Consider the following 16,403-nt stretch of genomic DNA (forward strand, 5'->3'; position numbering starts at 1 on the left):
ACCGGGGACAAAGCCGTCAGCGCTTGCCCGCGCGCGCCTTGCGCGCGGCGTAGCGCGCGTCGCGGGCGGCCTTCATCTCGGCTTCGGTCGGCATCTTGGGCACATAGACCTTGGCGGCCTCGGCAGCGGCAGCGGCGGCTTCCTCGGCGCGCGCCTTCTTCTCGGCCGCAACCTGTTCGCGCGCGGCCTGCTTCTCGGCGCGCGCCTTGGCCTGCGCGGCCTCGCGGGCTTCCTGCGCCGCCTTGCGCTCGGCGACGACGGCTTCGTCGACGGGCGGCTTGGCGCGCAGCTTGTCGAGCGCGGCCTGTTTGGCTTTGGCGGCGAGCGCGGCGCGCTCCTGAAACGACTGTTCCTTGAAAGAGGCCATGAAGGGGTAGAAATCCTCGTCGATTGTGTGACACGGGTTTGGTGGCGCCCGCTGGCGCCACACGTCGCTGGATGCGCGCGATAGTCGAAAACGCCGCGCTGCACAAAGGGTGCCCGCGATTCGTGCTCGACCTTAGCGATCACCACCCTCGCCAACCCGCCCCCGCAGCCTTAACGGCAGGCCGATCCTCGTGCGAAAAGGCCGCCATGACCCCCAGAGAACTGCTAGGCACTGCAGACGTCCCCGGCGGAGAACCGCTGCGTCTCTTCCGTCGCGGCGGCGACTTCATGATCGTGCTCGATCGCAACGAGCTGATGAGCAGCCGGATGAGCGGGTCGGAGGAAGCGCTGGCGACGATGACCTGCCAGCGACTCGGCGCGCGCGGCGGCATCCGCATGCTGATCGGCGGCTACGGCATGGGCTTTACGCTGCGCGCCGCACTCCGCACGCTGCCGGCAGACGCGCAGATCACCGTCGCCGAGCTGGTGCCCGAAATCCTCGTCTGGGCGCGCGGGCCGATGGCTGCGGTGACCGGCGACTGTCTGGATGATCCCCGCGTAAGCGTCGTCGAAGGCGACGTCGCAGAGGTCATCGCCGACGCGCGCGGCAGCTATGACGCGATCCTGCTCGACGTGGACAACGGCCCCGATGGGCTGGTGCGCGCGGCGAACGACCGCCTCTATTCAGCGGCGGGCCTCGCCCGCGCGCGCGCGGCGCTGCGACCCCGCGGCGTCCTCGCCATCTGGTCCGCCGCCCCCGACGCCGCCTTTACCCGCCGGCTTCAGGTAGCGGGATTCGCAGTCGAAGACGTGACGGTGCGCGCCCGGAACAACGGCAAGGGCCCGGCCCACCTCATCTGGTTCGCCACGCCGCGGTGACGGAGGACGGCCGGCGATTCATCGATCTCGCTAGAAAATGGTGCTGCCGGTGAGGATTGAACTCACGACCTCAGCCTTACCAAGGATGCGCTCTACCACTGAGCTACGGCAGCACTGCCCCGAACCGTAGTCTGTGGGGCGAGGGGGCCTAAGAGACGTTGCCGCCGGGATTGTCAAGGCCGCGTCGGCGGCGCATGGCGCATCCCATGCCTGACACGCCCATCAAGGACGACCGCGCTGACCGCCTTGCGGCGGCGCTGCGCGAAAATCTGCGGCGGCGAAAGGCGCAGGCGCGCGAAACGAGCGCTTCGCCCCCCGTGCCTCCGCCGCACAAGGATTAGCCCTCAGGCGGCAAGTTCGATCGGTGTCCCCGCGGCCGCATCGAGCAACCGCTTCTCCAGGGCGCGCAGTTTCGTCACGCTCGCGATCTTGTCGCCGGTCAGGTCGGTCAGGTAAAAAACATCGACCGCGCGCTCGCCGTACGTCGCGACATGCGCGGAGTGGATCGTCACCTTCGACTGGAACAGCGCATGGGCAAGCTGGTTGAGCAGCGCCGGCCGGTCGCGCGCGTTCACCTCCACGACGGTGAAGCGGTTCGACGCCTTGTTGTCGACCAGCACATTGGGCTCGATCTCGAACGCATCGGCGCGGGTGCGCGGGGTCGGCTTGGCGCGGAGCCGGTCGGCGAGCATGCCGCGGTTCGCCAGCGCATCGTCGATCGCGGTGCGTAGCCGGTCGAGCTGCGCCGCCTCGTCGAACGGGCGGCCGAACGGATCCTGGACGAGGAAATTGTCGAGCGCCATGCCGTCGCGCGTCGTGTGGATTCGCGCATCGATGATGTTGCCGCCGGCGACATGGATCGCGCCGGCGATCCGGTAGAACAACCCCGGATGATCGGCGGCATAGACCGTGACAAGGGTCGCACCGCGATCGGGCTGGGGCTGGGTCGCGATGAAGAGCTGCGCGTCGCCCGCCGCCTCGACCGTGCGCGCGTTGCGGGCGAGCACATCCTCGGGCTCGGCGATCCAATAGGGTTCCGGGAAACGGTGGATATAGGCCGCGAGCGCTGCCTCGTCCCAACCCATCGCCGCCTGCAGCGCCTCGTGCTTGGCCGAGATCCGTTCGGCGCGCCCGCGCTGCTTGTGGCCGAGGCGCAGCACTTCCTCGCCCGCTTCGAACAGGTCGCCGAGAAGTTGCCGCTTCCAGCCATTCCACACGCCCGGCCCCACCGCGCGGATATCGACGATCGTCAGCACCAGGAGCAGGCGCAGCCGTTCCGGGCTCTGCACCGCCTCGGCGAAGTCGAGGATCGTCTTGAAGTCCGACAGGTCGCGCTTGAACGCGGTCGCCGACATCAGCAGATGCCAGCGCACGAGCCATTCGACCGTTTCGGTTTCCGCCGCGCTCAGCCCGAGTCGCGGGCAGAGCCGCCGCGCGACCTCGGCGCCCAGCACCGAATGATCGCCGCCGCGCCCCTTGGCGATATCGTGGAGCAGCACCGCGACATAGAGCGCCCGGCGCGAGACGATCTGCTGCATGATCGCGGTCGCCATCGGGTGGTCGGCCTTCAGCGCGCCGCGTTCGATCTGCGCGAGCAGCCCGATCGCGCGGATCGTGTGCTCGTCCACCGTATAGTGATGATACATGTCGAACTGCATCTGCGCGACGACGCGGCCGAAATCGGGCACGAAGCGGCCGAACACGCCTGCCTCGTTCATCCAGCGCAGCACCAGCTCGGGATCACGTGGGCTCGAGAGGACATCGAGGAACAGCGAATTGGCGCGCGGGTCGCGGCGAATATCGTCGACCAGCTTCGCATCGCGCGTCGCGGCGCGCATCGCGAGCGGATGGATTTCCAGCGTGTTCGCGTCGGCCAGCTGGAAGATTTCGATCAGCCGCACCGGGTCGTCGCGGAAGAAATCGTCGCGCGGCAGCGCCAGGCGCCCGCGATCGAGGACGAAACCGTTGAGCCGCCGCGGCGACCGGCGGATCGTCGGGAAGCCGAAGCGGCGCCCGCGCGCGGCGAACTTCTCGTCGAGATGGGCGAGGAATACCCCGGTCAGGGTGCCGACCGTCTTCGCCTGCAGGAAGTAATATTGCATGAAGCGTTCGACCCGCGGCTTTCCGGGGCGATCGGAAAAGCGCATCCGCTCCGCCACCTCGCGCTGCAGGTCGAAGGTCAGCCGGTCCTCGGCGCGACCGGTGATGAGGTGCAGGTGGCACCGCACCGCCTGGAGAAAATTGTCGGCGCGGTGGAACAGCCGATATTCGGCGCGGGTCAGCAGCCCGGCATCGACGAGCTCGGCCGCGCGCTGGACGTCGTGGACATATTTGCCGATCCAGAACAGCGCGTGGAGATCGCGAAGCCCGCCCTTCCCCTCCTTCACATTGGGTTCGACGACGTAGCGGGTGTCGCCCATCTTGACGTGGCGCACGTCGCGCTCGGCCAGCTTGTCGGCGATGAAGGCGCGCTCGGTCCCGCGCTGCACCTCCGCCTTGAACCGGCGCGCGGCCTCGTCATACAGGTCCTGGTCGCCCCAGACATAGCGTGCCTCGACCAGCGCGGTGCGGATGGTGCCGTCTGCCTTGGCCTGGCGGACCATGTCGTCGAGCGATCGGCTGGAATGGCCGATCTTCAGCCCGAGGTCCCACAGCGTATACAGCATCGACTCGATGACCTGCTCCGCCCAGGGCGTCTGCTTCCACGGGGTCAGGAAACCGATATCGACGTCGGAAAACGGCGCCATCTCCGCGCGGCCATAGCCGCCGACCGCGATGAGGACGAGGCGCTCCGCCGCGGTCGGGTTGGCGAGCGGATAGAGCCGCTGTGTCGCGACATCGAACAGCAGCCTCAGGATCTGGTCGATGAGGAACGCCTGCCCGTTGGTCGCCTCGATCCCGCGCGAGGGGTGTTCGGCCAGCCGCCGTGCGATCTCGGCGCGCCCGTCCGCAAGCGCTGCCTTCAGCACCTCCATCACATGATGGCGCAACTGCGCCGGCGTCGCCGCGTCGATCGCCGCGATTCCGTCGGTCAGCGCCCGGCGGTCGATGATCTGGCGGCGGGCGGGCAGGTGGTCGAAACGCGAGGACATGGTGGTCAGATAGAACGCCCACGCCCTCGCGTCATCCCGGAGCGGAAGTGCCCCGCCCTACCTATTGCCGGTAAGCGGTGTAGGTCGTCTTCGTGCCCGCCTGGTTGTTGGCATAGGTGCCGACCGCCGACTTGCCGTCGGCCGCGACATTGACCTGAAGCACGCCGACGACCTTGCCGCCGCGCTTGTTGATTTCCTCGATCCCGCGGTCGCCCAGCTTCTTCACCGCGATCATCGTGTTGCCGGGGTCTCCGACGAGCGGAACGAACGGCCCGCCAAAGGTGGCGGTATAATGCTCGCCGGTCGGCTGGGTCATCGTCACCGTGTCACCGTCGACCTTATAGGTGACCGTCAGAGCGGCCTCGCTGACCCCCGTGACCGCGCCCGGCTTCCACGAACCGGAGATCGCATGCGCGCCCGCCGGCGCTGGCGCGACGCGGGTTTCGGTCATCGACTGATCGACCGGCGTTCCGTTCGCGTTGTTGGTCGATTTGAAGCTGCTGGTCAGCGTGTTGCCGTCCGCGGACACCGTATCGGTGCCGCTGCTCACGTCCTTGCCCTTCAGGCGGTAGCCATAGGACACCGTGTTCGGATCGACGATGGTCACCGAGATCTCGTCCGAATAGCTGTGGCCGGTGACCTTGTGGAACTTGCCGTCGGCGGGGACGGTCACGGCGGGGGTGCAGGTGCTGCACGAATAGGTGCCGTCCTTCAGCAGCATCACATCGGGCTTGGCCGGCAGCTTCGCGGTCGCCGGATCGAGCTTCCACGTGCCGGCGATCGGGTGATCGGCAAGCGCCGGCGATGCGATGGCAAGGGCGACGAGCGCGGCTGCGCCCGAGGCGAAATGTCTGATCATGGTCTTTCCCCTGTCGGAAGTGGCGGTTTCAGATACGCGCGACCATGGTCTGGTTATGGCCAAAGGCTAAGCCCGCGGACGGTTCGGAGTCAAAGGATCATCCGTCCAATCGCACGCCAGCGATTGGCGGCGGAGCGAACCTCGCCTAGCGTCGCTTCCGATGCATGCGCGCCAGCAAGATGTCGAACGGAGCCGGGCCGGCACGGCGCTCCCCGCACTCGTCGCGCTCGCGCTGTTTGCCGCCTGTGCGCTGTGGATCGCGGCGAAGATGGCGTTTCCGTCGACCTATGACGAGCTCCAGCATCTGTCGGTGGTCGAGGCGCAGCGCGAGGCGCCGCAGCTGTTCGCGGATGCGCGCGACTACCGTGTGCTCGATGCCCGCGACCCATCGCGGTGGAGCGCAAAAGCGAACTACATCAACCACCCATCGCTCTATTATCTGCTGATGGCCCCGCTTCGCGCGGCGACGCCGAGCATCCTCGCGCTGCGGCTGGCGAACGTCGCGCTGGCGCTGATGGCGCTCGCGATCCTGCTGTGGGCGGCGCTCCCGCGCCTTGCGCCGGCGGCACGCTGGCCGTTCGCGATCCTTGCCGGGGCCTTTCCCAAGGCGGCCGTCATCGCCGGCATGGTCAACAACGACAATCTCGCCGCGCTCGCCGCGTCGATGGTGTTTGCCGGCCTCGTCGGGGCGCCGGGCGCGGCGTGGTGGATCGCGATCGGGCTGGCGCTTGCCGGCTGGTCGAAACTGACCGCACTGATCGCGCTCGGCGCGGTCGCCGGGGTCCACCTGATACTCCGGATGAAAGCAGGACCGCGGTCGATGGGGTCGCGCGCACTCGTGCCGATCGCCATCGGCGCGGCGATCGGTGCGCTGCCCTATCTCGTCACCTGGTGGCACACCGGCGCGCTGCTCTACGTCAACGACGCCGCCTTCTTCGTGCCGCCGGCGCTGCGTCCGCTGTTCCACCCTGCGGACTTCACCAGCGCCTTTCTCCGCGCCTTGGTGATGAAATGGCCGGCAGCGGAGAGCCACCTGCCCTTCCCGCTCGCGCTCGCCGTGCTCGGCCTCCCGCTCCTGCTCACCGCCGTCGCAGCCACCCGGCGCGATCCGGCGCGCCTCGTTGCCACCGCATATCTTGCCGGGACCGCGATCCTGCTCGTCATCCATTTGTGGTTCGCATGGTCCGCCTATCGGCGGATCGGCGACCTGACGATCGCGCAGCCGCGCTATTACGGGGTGCTGTGGCCGGGGATCGCACTCGGCGCCGCGGCTGCGCTTGGCCGGACGCCGCGCGCCGTGCGCGTGATCGCGCTCATGCTCTGTCTGATCCCGACCGTTCTCGGCGTGGTCGTGCTTTCGGGACTCGGATTCTAGAGGATTGCGCTATCCCTCCCGCGCGAGCGCCTTCAGCCGGTAGAGCGTGTCGAGCGCATCGCGCGGGGTGAGACTGTCGATATCGAGAACCTCGACCTCGCGGCGAATCGCATCGCACTGCTCCTCCTCCGCCTCCGCGGCGGCCGCGAACAGCGGCAAATCGTCGAGCCCCGCCGCGAGCCCGCCGGTCTTCGCGCGCCCCGCCTCGAGCTTCGCGAGCACCGCCTTCGCCCGCGCGACGGTCGCGGGCGCCATCCCGGCCAGACGGGCGACGGCGAGGCCGTAGCTGCGGTCGGCGGGGCCATCCGCCAGCTCGTGGAGCAACACCAGCTCGCCCTTCCACTCGCGGGCGCGGACATGATGCAGCGTCAGCGCATCGCACCGTTCCGCCAGCCGCGTCAGCTCGTGATAATGCGTCGCGAAGAGGCAGCGGCAGCGATTTTCGTCGTGGATCGATTCGACGACCGCCCATGCAATGGCGAGCCCGTCATAGGTCGAGGTACCGCGCCCGACCTCGTCGAGGATGACGAACGACCGCGGCGTCGCCTGCGCCAGGATCGCCGCCGTCTCGACCATCTCGACCATGAAGGTGGAGCGCCCGCGCGCGAGGTTATCGGAGGCGCCGACGCGGCTGAACAGCCGATCGACCAGCCCCAGCCGCACGGCGGTCGCGGGCACGTAGCTGCCCGCCTGCGCAAGCACCGCGATGAGCGCGTTCTGCCGCAGGAAGGTCGACTTGCCGCCCATGTTCGGCCCCGTCACAAGCCAGAGCCGCGACTCCTCGGTCAGCACGCAGTCGTTCGCGACGAAGCGGTCGCCCGCGCGCGCCACGGCCGCCTCGACGACGGGATGGCGCCCGCCCGTCACCTCGAAACAGAGGTGATCGACGAGCGCGGGGCGCGACCAGCCGCCCTCGACCGCACGCTCCGCCAGCGCCGAGGCGACGTCGAGCCGCGCGAGCGCGTCCGCGGTCGCCGCGATCGCTTCGCGGCTGGCGAGCGCCAGCGCGGTCAGGTCCTCCAGATGCGCGGCCTCGGCGGCGATGGCGTGCGCGCCGGCCTGCGTCACTTTCACCGCGACCTCATGAAGCGCGGGCGCATTGAAACGAACGACGCCGGCGAGCGTCTGGCGATGGATGAAGCCGCTATCCGCCGCCATCAGCGCGTCCGCTGCCTTTGCCGGCACCTCGATATGATAGCCGAGGACGCCGTTGTGGCGGATCTTGAGCGCCTGCGTGCCGGTCTGTGCGCGGAACTCCGCCTCCAGCGCGGCAATCGCACGGCGGCCGCCCGCGCCGGCATCGCGCAGGTCGTCGAGCGAGGCGTCATAGCCCTCCGCCACATAACCGCCATTCGCGGCATCGATCGGCGGCGTCGCGACCAGCGCGCGTTTGAGCAGATCGATGAGCGCGCCGTGTCCGCGCAGGTGCGGCGCGAGATCACGCAGCAACGGCGGGGCGGCATCGATGCCCGCTAGCCGCTCGTCGAGCAGCCACGCGCCGTCCAGCCCGTCGCGCAACTGGCCGAGGTCGCGCGGGCTCCCCCGCCCTACCGCGATCCGCCCGAGCGCGCGGCCGATATCGGGCAGCGCGCGCAGATTTCCCCGCAGCGCATCGCGCAACGCAGCATCGTCGTGGAAGAGCGCGACGAGATCGAACCGCGCCTCGATCCCCGCGCGGTCCATGAGCGGTGCACCGATGTCGGCGGCGAGCAGTCGCGCGCCGGCGCCAGTGACGGTCCGGTCGACCGCATCGAGCAGCGATCCCTTGCGCTGCCCGCTCGCCGTCTGGGTCAGTTCCAGGCTTTCGCGCGTCGCGGCGTCGATCGCCATCGTCTGCGCAGCACTGGTGACACGCGGCGGGCGAAGGAAGGGCAGCGCCCCCTTTGCGGTGTGTTCCAGATACGCGACCAGTCCGCCCGCCGCCGACAGGGCCGCACGCCCGAATTGCCCGAAGCCGTCAAGCGTCGCAACGCTATAGAGCCGCTTCAGCCGCGCCTCGCCAGCGCCGCTGTCGAACTCCCCGCGCGGACGCAGCGTCGTCGCTGCATCGGCGTGATCGCTCGCCTCCGACGCGACGACCTCGGCTGCCGCAAGCCGTGCAAGCTCGGCGCCGAGGGCCGCGCTCGCAACCTCGACGATCTCGAACCGTCCGGTCGAAACGTCGGCGGCGGCGACCGCGATCTCGCCGCCGGCTTCCCCGATCGCGACGCACCAATTGTCGGCCCGCGCATCGAGCAGCGCTTCTTCGGTCAGTGTCCCTGCGGTAACGAAGCGGACGATCGCGCGCCCAACGAGCGCCTTCGACCCGCGCGCCTTCTTTGCCTGTTCGGGGCTTTCGGTCTGCTCGGCGATTGCGACACGGTGTCCCGCCTTGATAAGCCGCTGGAGATACGCGGTCGCGGCGTGGACGGGGACGCCGCACATCGGGATCTTCGTGCCCTCATGCTCGCCCCGCGCGGTCAGCGCGATGTCGAGCACCGCGCTCGCGATTCTGGCATCGTCGAAGAACAGCTCGAAGAAATCGCCCATCCGGTAGAAGAGTAGGCAATCCTCGGCCTCCGCCTTCAGCGCGAGATACTGCGCCATCATCGGGGTCGGGGCGGCGGTCGTCATCGCCGATGCGATAGAGGGAGCGCGACGCGCGCGTAAAGCGCTTTGACCGCAAGCCGCGAGATGTGTCGAGCTCTGCTACACGGTAGAGAGCCACTCATCACCCGGAACCGTTCGGTTCGAGCAGCTTCGAGCGAAGTCGAGAAGCGTCAGTCGAGAACCCTTCTCGACTATGATCTCGGCTTCGCTCGATCTCCGCTCGAAGCAAAAGGGATTCAGTCAGACTGGATCACACCAGGAAAACGGCAGCACGGAGAACCGACCATGACCCTCGCAAGCAAGACCATGCCCTCGCCCGTCGGCACGCTCACCCTCGTGGCGAGCGACGCCGGCCTCGTCGCGATCCTGTGGGCGGACGACGATCCGTCGCGCGTCCGGCTCGGCGTGGTGACGCCCGTCGCGTCGCACCCGATCCTCGATGCGGTGGAGGGACAGCTCGCCGAGTATTTTGCGGGCAAGCGGACGACGTTCGATGCGCCGCTCGATCCGCGCGGCACCGAGTTCCAGAAGAGCGTCTGGCGCGCGCTGTGCGCCATCCCGTTCGGCGAGACGCGCAGCTATGCCGAGATCGCGCGCGCGGTCGGCCGTCCCACCGCAACTCGCGCAGTCGGCGCGGCGAACGGGCGAAACCCCATTTCGATCATCGCGCCGTGCCACCGCGTGATCGGATCGAACGGGGCGCTGACCGGCTTCGCCGGCGGGCTTGCGGCGAAGGACTATCTGCTCGGGCACGAGCGCGCGGTCGCTACGGCACGCTAGCGCCGCCCGAATCATTCCCGGCGTTTTCATTCGCGGCGCACTTGCCTAAAGCCTTGCGGCATGACCGACAGCACCGCCGAAACCCCGACCGACACCAACGTCCAGTTTTCCGAGCGCGAGGCGCTGCTGTTCCATTCGGAAGGCAGGCCGGGCAAGATCGAGATCGTCGCGTCGAAGCCGCTGACCACGCAGCGCGACCTCGCGCTCGCCTACTCCCCCGGCGTCGCGGTGCCGGTGCAGGCGATCGCCGACGATCCGGCGACCGCCTATGACTATACCGCCAAGGGCAATCTCGTCGCGGTCATCTCGAACGGCACCGCGATCCTCGGTATGGGCAATCTCGGCGCGCTTGCTTCAAAGCCGGTGATGGAAGGCAAGGCGGTGCTCTTCAAGCGCTTCGCCGATGTCGACGCGATCGATATCGAGCTGAAGACCGAGGACGTCGATCGGCTCATCGATGCGATCGAGCTGATGGAGCCTAGCTTCGGCGGCATCAACCTGGAGGACATCAAGGCGCCTGAATGCTTCATCATCGAGCAGACCCTGCGCGAGCGGATGAACATCCCGGTCTTCCATGACGACCAGCACGGCACCGCGATCATCACCGCCGCCGGCCTCATCAACGCCTGCCTCCTGACCGGGCGGCGGCTCGACGAGATCAAGGTGGTCGTCAACGGCGCGGGCGCCGCTGCGATCGCCTGCACCGAGCTGATGAAGGCGATGGGCGTGCGCGGCGACAACGTCATCATGTGCGATCGCACCGGCGTGATCTATCAGGGCCGCGAGGACGTGAACCAGTGGCAGTCGGCGCACGCCGCCGCCACCGATCGCCGCACGCTCACCGATGCGCTCCACGGCGCCGACGTCTTTCTCGGCCTTTCCGCCGCGGGCGCGCTGAAGCCCGAAATGGTGAAGGACATGGCGAAGGCGCCGATCATCTTCGCGATGGCGAACCCCGAGCCGGAAATCCGCCCCGAACGCGCCAAGGCCGCACGCCCCGATGCGATCATCGCGACCGGGCGCTCCGACTATCCGAACCAGGTCAACAACGTCCTCGGCTTCCCGTTCATCTTCCGCGGCGCGCTGGACGTGCGCGCGACGGGGATCAACGACGCGATGAAGATCGCCGCCGCCAACGCCATCGCCGAGCTCGCGCGCGAACGCGTGCCCGAGGAAGTCGCCGCGGCCTACGGGGTCAGCCACAGCTTCGGCGCCGATTACATCATCCCCGCCCCCTTCGATCCGCGCCTCATGGAGGTCGTGCCGGCCGCCGTCGCAAAGGCGGCGATGGATTCGGGCGTCGCGACGAAGCCGATCCTCGACATGGAGGCGTATCGGCAATCGCTCCGGGCGCGGCTCAACCCGACGACCTCGGTCCTGACCCTCGCCTATGAAGGCGCACGCGCCCACCCCAAGCGCGTCATCTTCGCGGAGGCCGAAGAAGAGGTCGTCCTGCGTGCGGCCATCGCGTTTCGCGAGGGCGGTTACGGTGTGCCGGTCCTTGTCGGGCGCGACGACGTGCCCGATCGCCTCCGCGCGTTGGGCGTCGCCGATCCGGAAAGCTTCGAGCTGCACAACAGCCGCGTCTCGCCGCTCGTCCCGCAAATGGTGGAGCGGCTCTACGCCCGGCTCCAGCGCCGCGGCTATCTGCGCCGCGACTGCGAGCGGATGGTGAACCAGGATCGCAACATCTTCGGCGCGCTGCTGCTGGAACTCGGCGAAGGCGATGCGATGATTACCGGGATCACCCGCACCTATGGCGAGACGATGCGCCAGATCTACCGCGTCATCGATCCGATCCCCGGCCGCACCCCGTTCGGCATCCACCTGCTCGTCGGGCAGAGCCACACCGTGTTCATCGCCGACACCACCGTCAACGAGCGGCCCAATGCCGAACAGCTCGCCGATATCGCCGAACAGACCGCGGCCGTCGCGCGGCGCATGGGCCACGAACCGCGCGTCGCGTTCCTCAGCTATTCCAATTTCGGCAATCCCAAGGGCGAATGGCTCGACAATATCCGCGAGGCGGTGACCGTACTCGACCGGCGCGAGGTCGGGTTCGAATATGAAGGCGAAATGGCGCCCGATGTCGCGCTCAATCCAAAGCAACTCGCCAACTACCCCTTCGCGCGGCTGTCAGGCCCGGCCAATGTTCTGATCATGCCGGGGCTCCAGTCCGCGCACATCTCGGCAAAGCTGCTGCGTGAGCTGGGCGGGGATTCGGTGATCGGGCCGATGCTGATCGGCATGGACAAGCCGGTTCAGGTCGCGCCGATGACCTCGACCGCGAGCGAGCTGGTGACGCTGGCGGTTCTGGCGGCCGGCGGCATCGCACGCTAACGCGCTCAGTAATTCGTCACCCCGGACTTGATCCGGAGTCCCGCTGCCTTGAGCCGGCAGACGAAGCGGGACCCCGGCTGGGGGCCGGGGTGACGGGTTGGGGAATGCAAGGATCACTCCGGCAAAGCTGAACAACACTCGCCCCACCGCCAGATTTTGCGACAATTTCATGCGGTTCACGGCACAGCTTCGCGACAGCTGCGTTCCACATTGCTCTCACAGGCCCGGTCAGGGCTGCGTATCCAGAGGAGTGAACCCATGAAGACCATGACCAAGCTGATCGCAGGCCTCGGCCTTGCCGCCGCGATCGTCCCCAGCATGGCATCCGCCGCGCCGTGGCAGTCGATCAACCAGCGTCAGGCGAACCTGAACGTGCGCATCGACCAGGGCATCCGCTCCGGCGCGCTGACCCGGCCCGAGGCTATCCGCCTGCGCGCGCAGATGCGCGACGTGGCCAACCTGGAATATCGCTACAAGCGCAATGGCCTGACGCTGGCCGAGCGCCGCGACCTCGACCGCCGCTTCAACGCGATCAGCGCGCGCGTCTACACCAACAAGCACGACCGTCAGTATCGCTGATCCGATCTGACCGAGAACATGGGGCTTCGCAGCGATGCGGGGCCCCTTTTCTTTTGGCGTTGCAGGGGGATGCGGCGCGGCTTACGCCCCGTGACACACCTTTCGGAGCAGCCCCATGCGTTTCGTCCTTGCCGCCTCCCTCGCCCTGACCTTCGCCAGCCCGGCGCTCGCCGACACGCTGCGCGGCTATGCGGGGCTCACGCTGTCGCCGCGCGGAGACCGGATCGCGGCGATCGAGACGGCGCCCGGCGCCAAGCGCGCGGCCATCGTCGTCCGCGACGCGCGCAGCGGGCAGATCGTGCGCAGCATCGATCCGTGCGGCACGTGCAGCTATTCGGGGCTGACCTTCGCCCCCGACGGATCGCTGGCGTGGCTCGCGCGCGATCGTGCGGCGGGCACCGTCACGCTTTCGGTCGATTCAGCCGGCAAGCCGCACACGATCGCGACGGTGAAGGGCATCGCGCAGGCGCCGCGCTTCTCGCCCGACGGCAGCCGGATCGCGCTGCTGGTCACGATCGGCGCGGCCAAGGAATCGGGCGCGGTGCAGGCGGGCGTCCGCCAAATCGGGGAGATTGGCGAGGCGAATGACGAGCAGCGGATCGCAGTATTCCCGGTGCGTGGTGCGGCGGTGTCCGCGGATGCGGTAAAGCCGGTGTCGCCGGCCGATCGCTATGTCTACGAATATGACTGGACGCCCGACGGCCGCGGCTTCGTCGTCACGTCGGCGCTCGGCAATGGCGACGCGAACTGGTGGGTCGCGACCCTCGACGCCGTCGATGCCGCGACGGGCACCGTCCGCACGATCGCGCGGCCCGCGACCCAGATCAACTTCCCGCGCGTTTCGCCGGATGGCCGCACGGTCGCCTATATCGGCGGGCTGATGAGCGACTTCGGTTCGGTCGGCGGCGATGTGTGGACGGTGCCGTTCGCCGGCGGCACGCCGGTCGATCGCACGCCGGGTTACAAGGCGAGCGTGACCTCGCTCGCCTGGACCAAGGCGGGGCTGCGCGGCACGACGCTGGCGGGCGCGAATACGACGCTCGTCAGCTTCCCCGATCGCGGCGAGGGCCGCGTGCTGTGGGCGAAGCCGGTGTCGCTGTCCGCCGGCGACGGCCGCGTCGCGTGGAGCGCGGACGGTCGCATCGCCGCCGCGGTTTCGCAGGATTTCGAACACGCCCCCGCGATCCTTGCCGGCGCACCCGATGCGCTCGCACCGGTGACGCATGACAACGACACCGCGCGCCCGATCGTGACCGCGAAGAGCGTCACCTGGAAGAGCGGCGGCTATGACGTGCAGGGCTGGCTGCTCGCGCCGGTCGGGGCAGACCCGGCCAAGAAGGCGCCGATGATCGTCAACGTCCACGGCGGCCCCGCCGCCGCGAGCACGCCGGGCTTCATGACCGCCGACGGACAGGCGGCAGACTTCATCAACGCCGGCTATTATCTCTTCCTCCCCAACCCGCGCGGCAGCTACGGCCAGGGCGAGGCGTTCACCGCGGCGAACAAGCGCGATTTCGGCGGCGGCGACCTGAAGGACATCCTTGCCGGTATCGACGCGGTGGAAAGGCAGGCGCCGGTCGATGACGCGCGGCTCGGCCTGACCGGCGGCAGCTATGGCGGGTTCATGGCGATGTGGGCGAACACCCAGACCAACCGCTTCAAGGCGATCGTCGCGGGCGCCGGCCTGTCGAACTGGGTCAGCTATTACGGCACCAACGGCATCAACACCTGGATGATCCCGTTCTTCGGCAAGTCGATGTACGACGATCCCGCGGCCTACGAGAAGGTCTCCGCGATCAACTATATCAAGCAGGCGCGAACCCCGACCTTCATCTATGTCGGCGAACGCGACATCGAAGTGCCGCCGACGCAGTCGATCGAATATTGGAACGCGCTGAAGTCCCAGAACGTGCCGACCAGCCTCGTCATCTACCCCGATGAAGGCCACGGCATTCGCCAGCCGGACCATGTCGCCGATCTGCGCAAACGCCTGCTCGCCTGGTTCAATCGCTACCTGCAGCCCGCGGCGCATTAGGGCCGACTGCAACCAAATACCGCGTCGATCATTACGCCTTCATCACGACAGGAGGGTTGGCGATGAAGATGGTGGCGTTGGCGGCAGTCGCCGCGGCGACGTTGGTCGCAGGGTGCAATGACTATGGCCGGGGACCGGGCTACGCAGGTGACTATGGCTATGGTCGTTACGACTATAACCGGCCCGACCCGGCGTATAACGGCTATTATGCCGATCGCTATTACCGTGACGATGCCCGCTACCGGGAACGTCGCCTGGGCAACAATGACCGCGTGTATGTCGGCAATGACGGGCGCTATTACTGCCGCCGCAACGACGGCACGACGGGGCTGATCGTCGGCGGCATCGCGGGCGGCGCGCTGGGTGCTGCGATCGCACCGGGCGGCTCGGGTCTGCTCGGCGCGCTGATCGGCGGCGTCGCGGGTGCAGCAGGCGGTCAGGCGATCGACAAGAACAACGTACGCTGCCGGTAAGGGTCGCGGGTCGGCGTCTGCCTCAGCGGACGAACTGACCCGAATCCTTCCACCGGTCCAGAACCGGAGAATCGGGCAGTCGGTCGTCGCGTTCAGCGGCCAACGGCTGCCCGCTTTGCGTGTGCGCCGGCTGGATGACGGGCGCGGCGTAGGACGGTTCGGGCGTCTTCGCGACATGCACTGCGCTCGATACCGCTGCGACCGCGACGGGAATTGGCGCGGCGACCGGACGCAGCGGGCCGGGCACCTGTTCGCCGCCACGATAGGGCTGGTGGAACGCCGCCGCCGTCCCCCAATAGCCCTTCCACCGATGAAAGAAGTGGGCGCCGATCGCATCGGTCATCACCAGCGTCCGGTTCCACGCCGGGGTCACCGCAAAGGTGTGATAATGCGTCGCCAGGCCCACCGGCGCGAAGACCTGCCCGCCGAGCGCCGCGGCCGCGATCCGCAGCGCGCGCGCCCAGCCGGAGCGTGACGGCTCCCGCGCCATCGCGCCGTCACAGGCGAAGCTGAACTGGCATCCGGTGGGTTTGTTCGATCCCTGATAGACTACGCCGCACACCGTCGCGGGAAAGGCGGGGTGCCGCACCCGGTTCAGGACGACCTGGGCCACCGCACGCTGGCCGTCGTCCGATTCCGACGCGGCTTCGTAATAGATCGCCGCGGCGAGACACTCGAGCGCACGGCCGCGATCAAGCATCGTTGCCGGCCCGAACGCAAAGGGTTGCGCCGGTGTGATGCCGGTCGCGAAATCGGTCGGGACCGGCAGTGCCTTTGGCTCCGGCGGCAGCGCGATGGTGCCGGTCGTCCCTTGTGCGGGCGAGGCGAACGGATCGATCGGCACCGCGGGCGCCACCTTGGCCGCGACGGGCGCCTGCTCGATCGCGAAGACCCGCAGCGCGGCGCTCGCCGAAACCCCGATCAACGCCATCCCGAGCGCTACGGCGAGCACCACACGCCGCTGTCCGCCCCCGTGCGCGGCGACGGCACGACGTTCGGAAGGATGGCGCGCGGAATCGTTCACGCTTGCGCCCGT

Annotated in this window: 12 protein-coding genes and 1 tRNA gene; 7 read left to right on the forward strand and 6 right to left on the reverse strand. The window is 68.3% G+C overall.

What is annotated here, in order from left to right:
* Positions 1–16 precede the first annotated feature (16 nt).
* Entirely contained in the window at positions 17–367 is a 351-nt protein-coding gene (locus BOS5A_RS03150) for a DUF6481 family protein (RefSeq protein WP_151953758.1), read from the reverse strand.
* Between the two features lie 206 nt (positions 368–573).
* On the opposite strand from BOS5A_RS03150, the gene BOS5A_RS03155 reads away from it, so the two are divergent.
* Positions 574–1,245 (forward strand): spermidine synthase, encoded by a 672-nt coding sequence (locus tag BOS5A_RS03155; protein ID WP_151953759.1) that lies wholly within the window; start codon positions 574–576, stop codon positions 1,243–1,245.
* 38 nt (positions 1,246–1,283) lie between these two features.
* On the opposite strand, the gene BOS5A_RS03160 is transcribed toward BOS5A_RS03155, so the two are convergent.
* From BOS5A_RS03160 to BOS5A_RS03170, 3 genes are all read right to left on the reverse strand, one after another.
* Positions 1,284–1,358, reverse strand: a tRNA-Thr gene (locus BOS5A_RS03160).
* Between the two features lie 231 nt (positions 1,359–1,589).
* Complete coding sequence (locus BOS5A_RS03165; RefSeq protein ID WP_151953760.1) at positions 1,590–4,337, reverse strand: [protein-PII] uridylyltransferase; 2,748 nt, start codon at positions 4,335–4,337, stop codon at positions 1,590–1,592.
* Positions 4,338–4,398: 61 nt separating this feature from the next.
* Positions 4,399–5,196, reverse strand: a complete 798-nt coding sequence (locus BOS5A_RS03170) for a hypothetical protein (protein WP_151953761.1) — start codon at positions 5,194–5,196, stop codon at positions 4,399–4,401.
* A 160-nt stretch (positions 5,197–5,356) separates the two neighbouring features.
* Between BOS5A_RS03170 and BOS5A_RS03175 the strand changes: the two genes are divergently transcribed.
* Positions 5,357–6,571: a hypothetical protein gene (locus BOS5A_RS03175; protein WP_151953762.1), complete on the forward strand. Its 1,215-nt coding sequence runs from the start codon at positions 5,357–5,359 to the stop codon at positions 6,569–6,571.
* 9 nt (positions 6,572–6,580) lie between these two features.
* On the opposite strand, the gene mutS is transcribed toward BOS5A_RS03175, so the two are convergent.
* The gene (mutS, locus tag BOS5A_RS03180; RefSeq protein ID WP_151954474.1) at positions 6,581–9,160 is read right to left on the reverse strand and encodes a DNA mismatch repair protein MutS; all 2,580 of its coding nucleotides are present in this window, start codon (positions 9,158–9,160) and stop codon (positions 6,581–6,583) included.
* Between the two features lie 285 nt (positions 9,161–9,445).
* Between mutS and BOS5A_RS03185 the strand changes: the two genes are divergently transcribed.
* The 5 genes from BOS5A_RS03185 (at position 9,446) to BOS5A_RS03205 (ending at position 15,367) form a co-directional block, all read left to right on the forward strand.
* A complete protein-coding gene (locus BOS5A_RS03185; RefSeq protein ID WP_151953763.1) occupies positions 9,446–9,940 on the forward strand; it encodes a methylated-DNA--[protein]-cysteine S-methyltransferase in 495 nt (164 codons plus the stop codon).
* A 60-nt stretch (positions 9,941–10,000) separates the two neighbouring features.
* Positions 10,001–12,280, forward strand: a complete 2,280-nt coding sequence (locus tag BOS5A_RS03190; protein WP_151953764.1) for an NADP-dependent malic enzyme — start codon at positions 10,001–10,003, stop codon at positions 12,278–12,280.
* 258 nt (positions 12,281–12,538) lie between these two features.
* Positions 12,539–12,859 (forward strand): hypothetical protein, encoded by a 321-nt coding sequence (locus BOS5A_RS03195; protein WP_199857186.1) that lies wholly within the window; start codon positions 12,539–12,541, stop codon positions 12,857–12,859.
* 115 nt (positions 12,860–12,974) lie between these two features.
* Complete coding sequence (locus BOS5A_RS03200) at positions 12,975–14,894, forward strand: S9 family peptidase (protein ID WP_151953765.1); 1,920 nt, start codon at positions 12,975–12,977, stop codon at positions 14,892–14,894.
* A gap of 62 nt (positions 14,895–14,956) precedes the next feature.
* Positions 14,957–15,367, forward strand: a complete 411-nt coding sequence (locus BOS5A_RS03205) for a hypothetical protein (protein WP_151953766.1) — start codon at positions 14,957–14,959, stop codon at positions 15,365–15,367.
* A gap of 22 nt (positions 15,368–15,389) precedes the next feature.
* Here BOS5A_RS03205 and BOS5A_RS03210 read toward each other — a convergent pair whose 3' ends face one another.
* The gene (locus BOS5A_RS03210) at positions 15,390–16,391 is read right to left on the reverse strand and encodes a cell wall hydrolase (RefSeq protein WP_234419178.1); all 1,002 of its coding nucleotides are present in this window, start codon (positions 16,389–16,391) and stop codon (positions 15,390–15,392) included.
* Positions 16,392–16,403 lie beyond the last annotated feature (12 nt).

It is taken from the genome of Sphingomonas sp. EC-HK361, assembly GCF_902498785.1.
GTDB lineage: Bacteria > Pseudomonadota > Alphaproteobacteria > Sphingomonadales > Sphingomonadaceae > Sphingomonas.

Excerpts from the sequence above, each read along its gene's own strand:
- BOS5A_RS03195 (WP_199857186.1), top strand. The coding sequence starts at position 12,539 with ATGAAGACCATGACCAAGCTGATCGCAGGCCTCGGCCTTGCCGCCGCG.
- BOS5A_RS03170 (WP_151953761.1), bottom strand. The coding sequence starts at position 5,196 with ATGATCAGACATTTCGCCTCGGGCGCAGCCGCGCTCGTCGCCCTTGCC.
- BOS5A_RS03155 (WP_151953759.1), top strand. The coding sequence starts at position 574 with ATGACCCCCAGAGAACTGCTAGGCACTGCAGACGTCCCCGGCGGAGAA.
- BOS5A_RS03175 (WP_151953762.1), top strand. The coding sequence starts at position 5,357 with ATGCATGCGCGCCAGCAAGATGTCGAACGGAGCCGGGCCGGCACGGCG.
- BOS5A_RS03205 (WP_151953766.1), top strand. The coding sequence starts at position 14,957 with ATGAAGATGGTGGCGTTGGCGGCAGTCGCCGCGGCGACGTTGGTCGCA.
- BOS5A_RS03185 (WP_151953763.1), top strand. The coding sequence starts at position 9,446 with ATGACCCTCGCAAGCAAGACCATGCCCTCGCCCGTCGGCACGCTCACC.
- BOS5A_RS03200 (WP_151953765.1), top strand. The coding sequence starts at position 12,975 with ATGCGTTTCGTCCTTGCCGCCTCCCTCGCCCTGACCTTCGCCAGCCCG.
- BOS5A_RS03190 (WP_151953764.1), top strand. The coding sequence starts at position 10,001 with ATGACCGACAGCACCGCCGAAACCCCGACCGACACCAACGTCCAGTTT.
- BOS5A_RS03150 (WP_151953758.1), bottom strand. The coding sequence starts at position 367 with ATGGCCTCTTTCAAGGAACAGTCGTTTCAGGAGCGCGCCGCGCTCGCC.
- mutS (WP_151954474.1), bottom strand. The coding sequence starts at position 9,160 with ATGATGGCGCAGTATCTCGCGCTGAAGGCGGAGGCCGAGGATTGCCTA.
- BOS5A_RS03165 (WP_151953760.1), bottom strand. The coding sequence starts at position 4,337 with ATGTCCTCGCGTTTCGACCACCTGCCCGCCCGCCGCCAGATCATCGAC.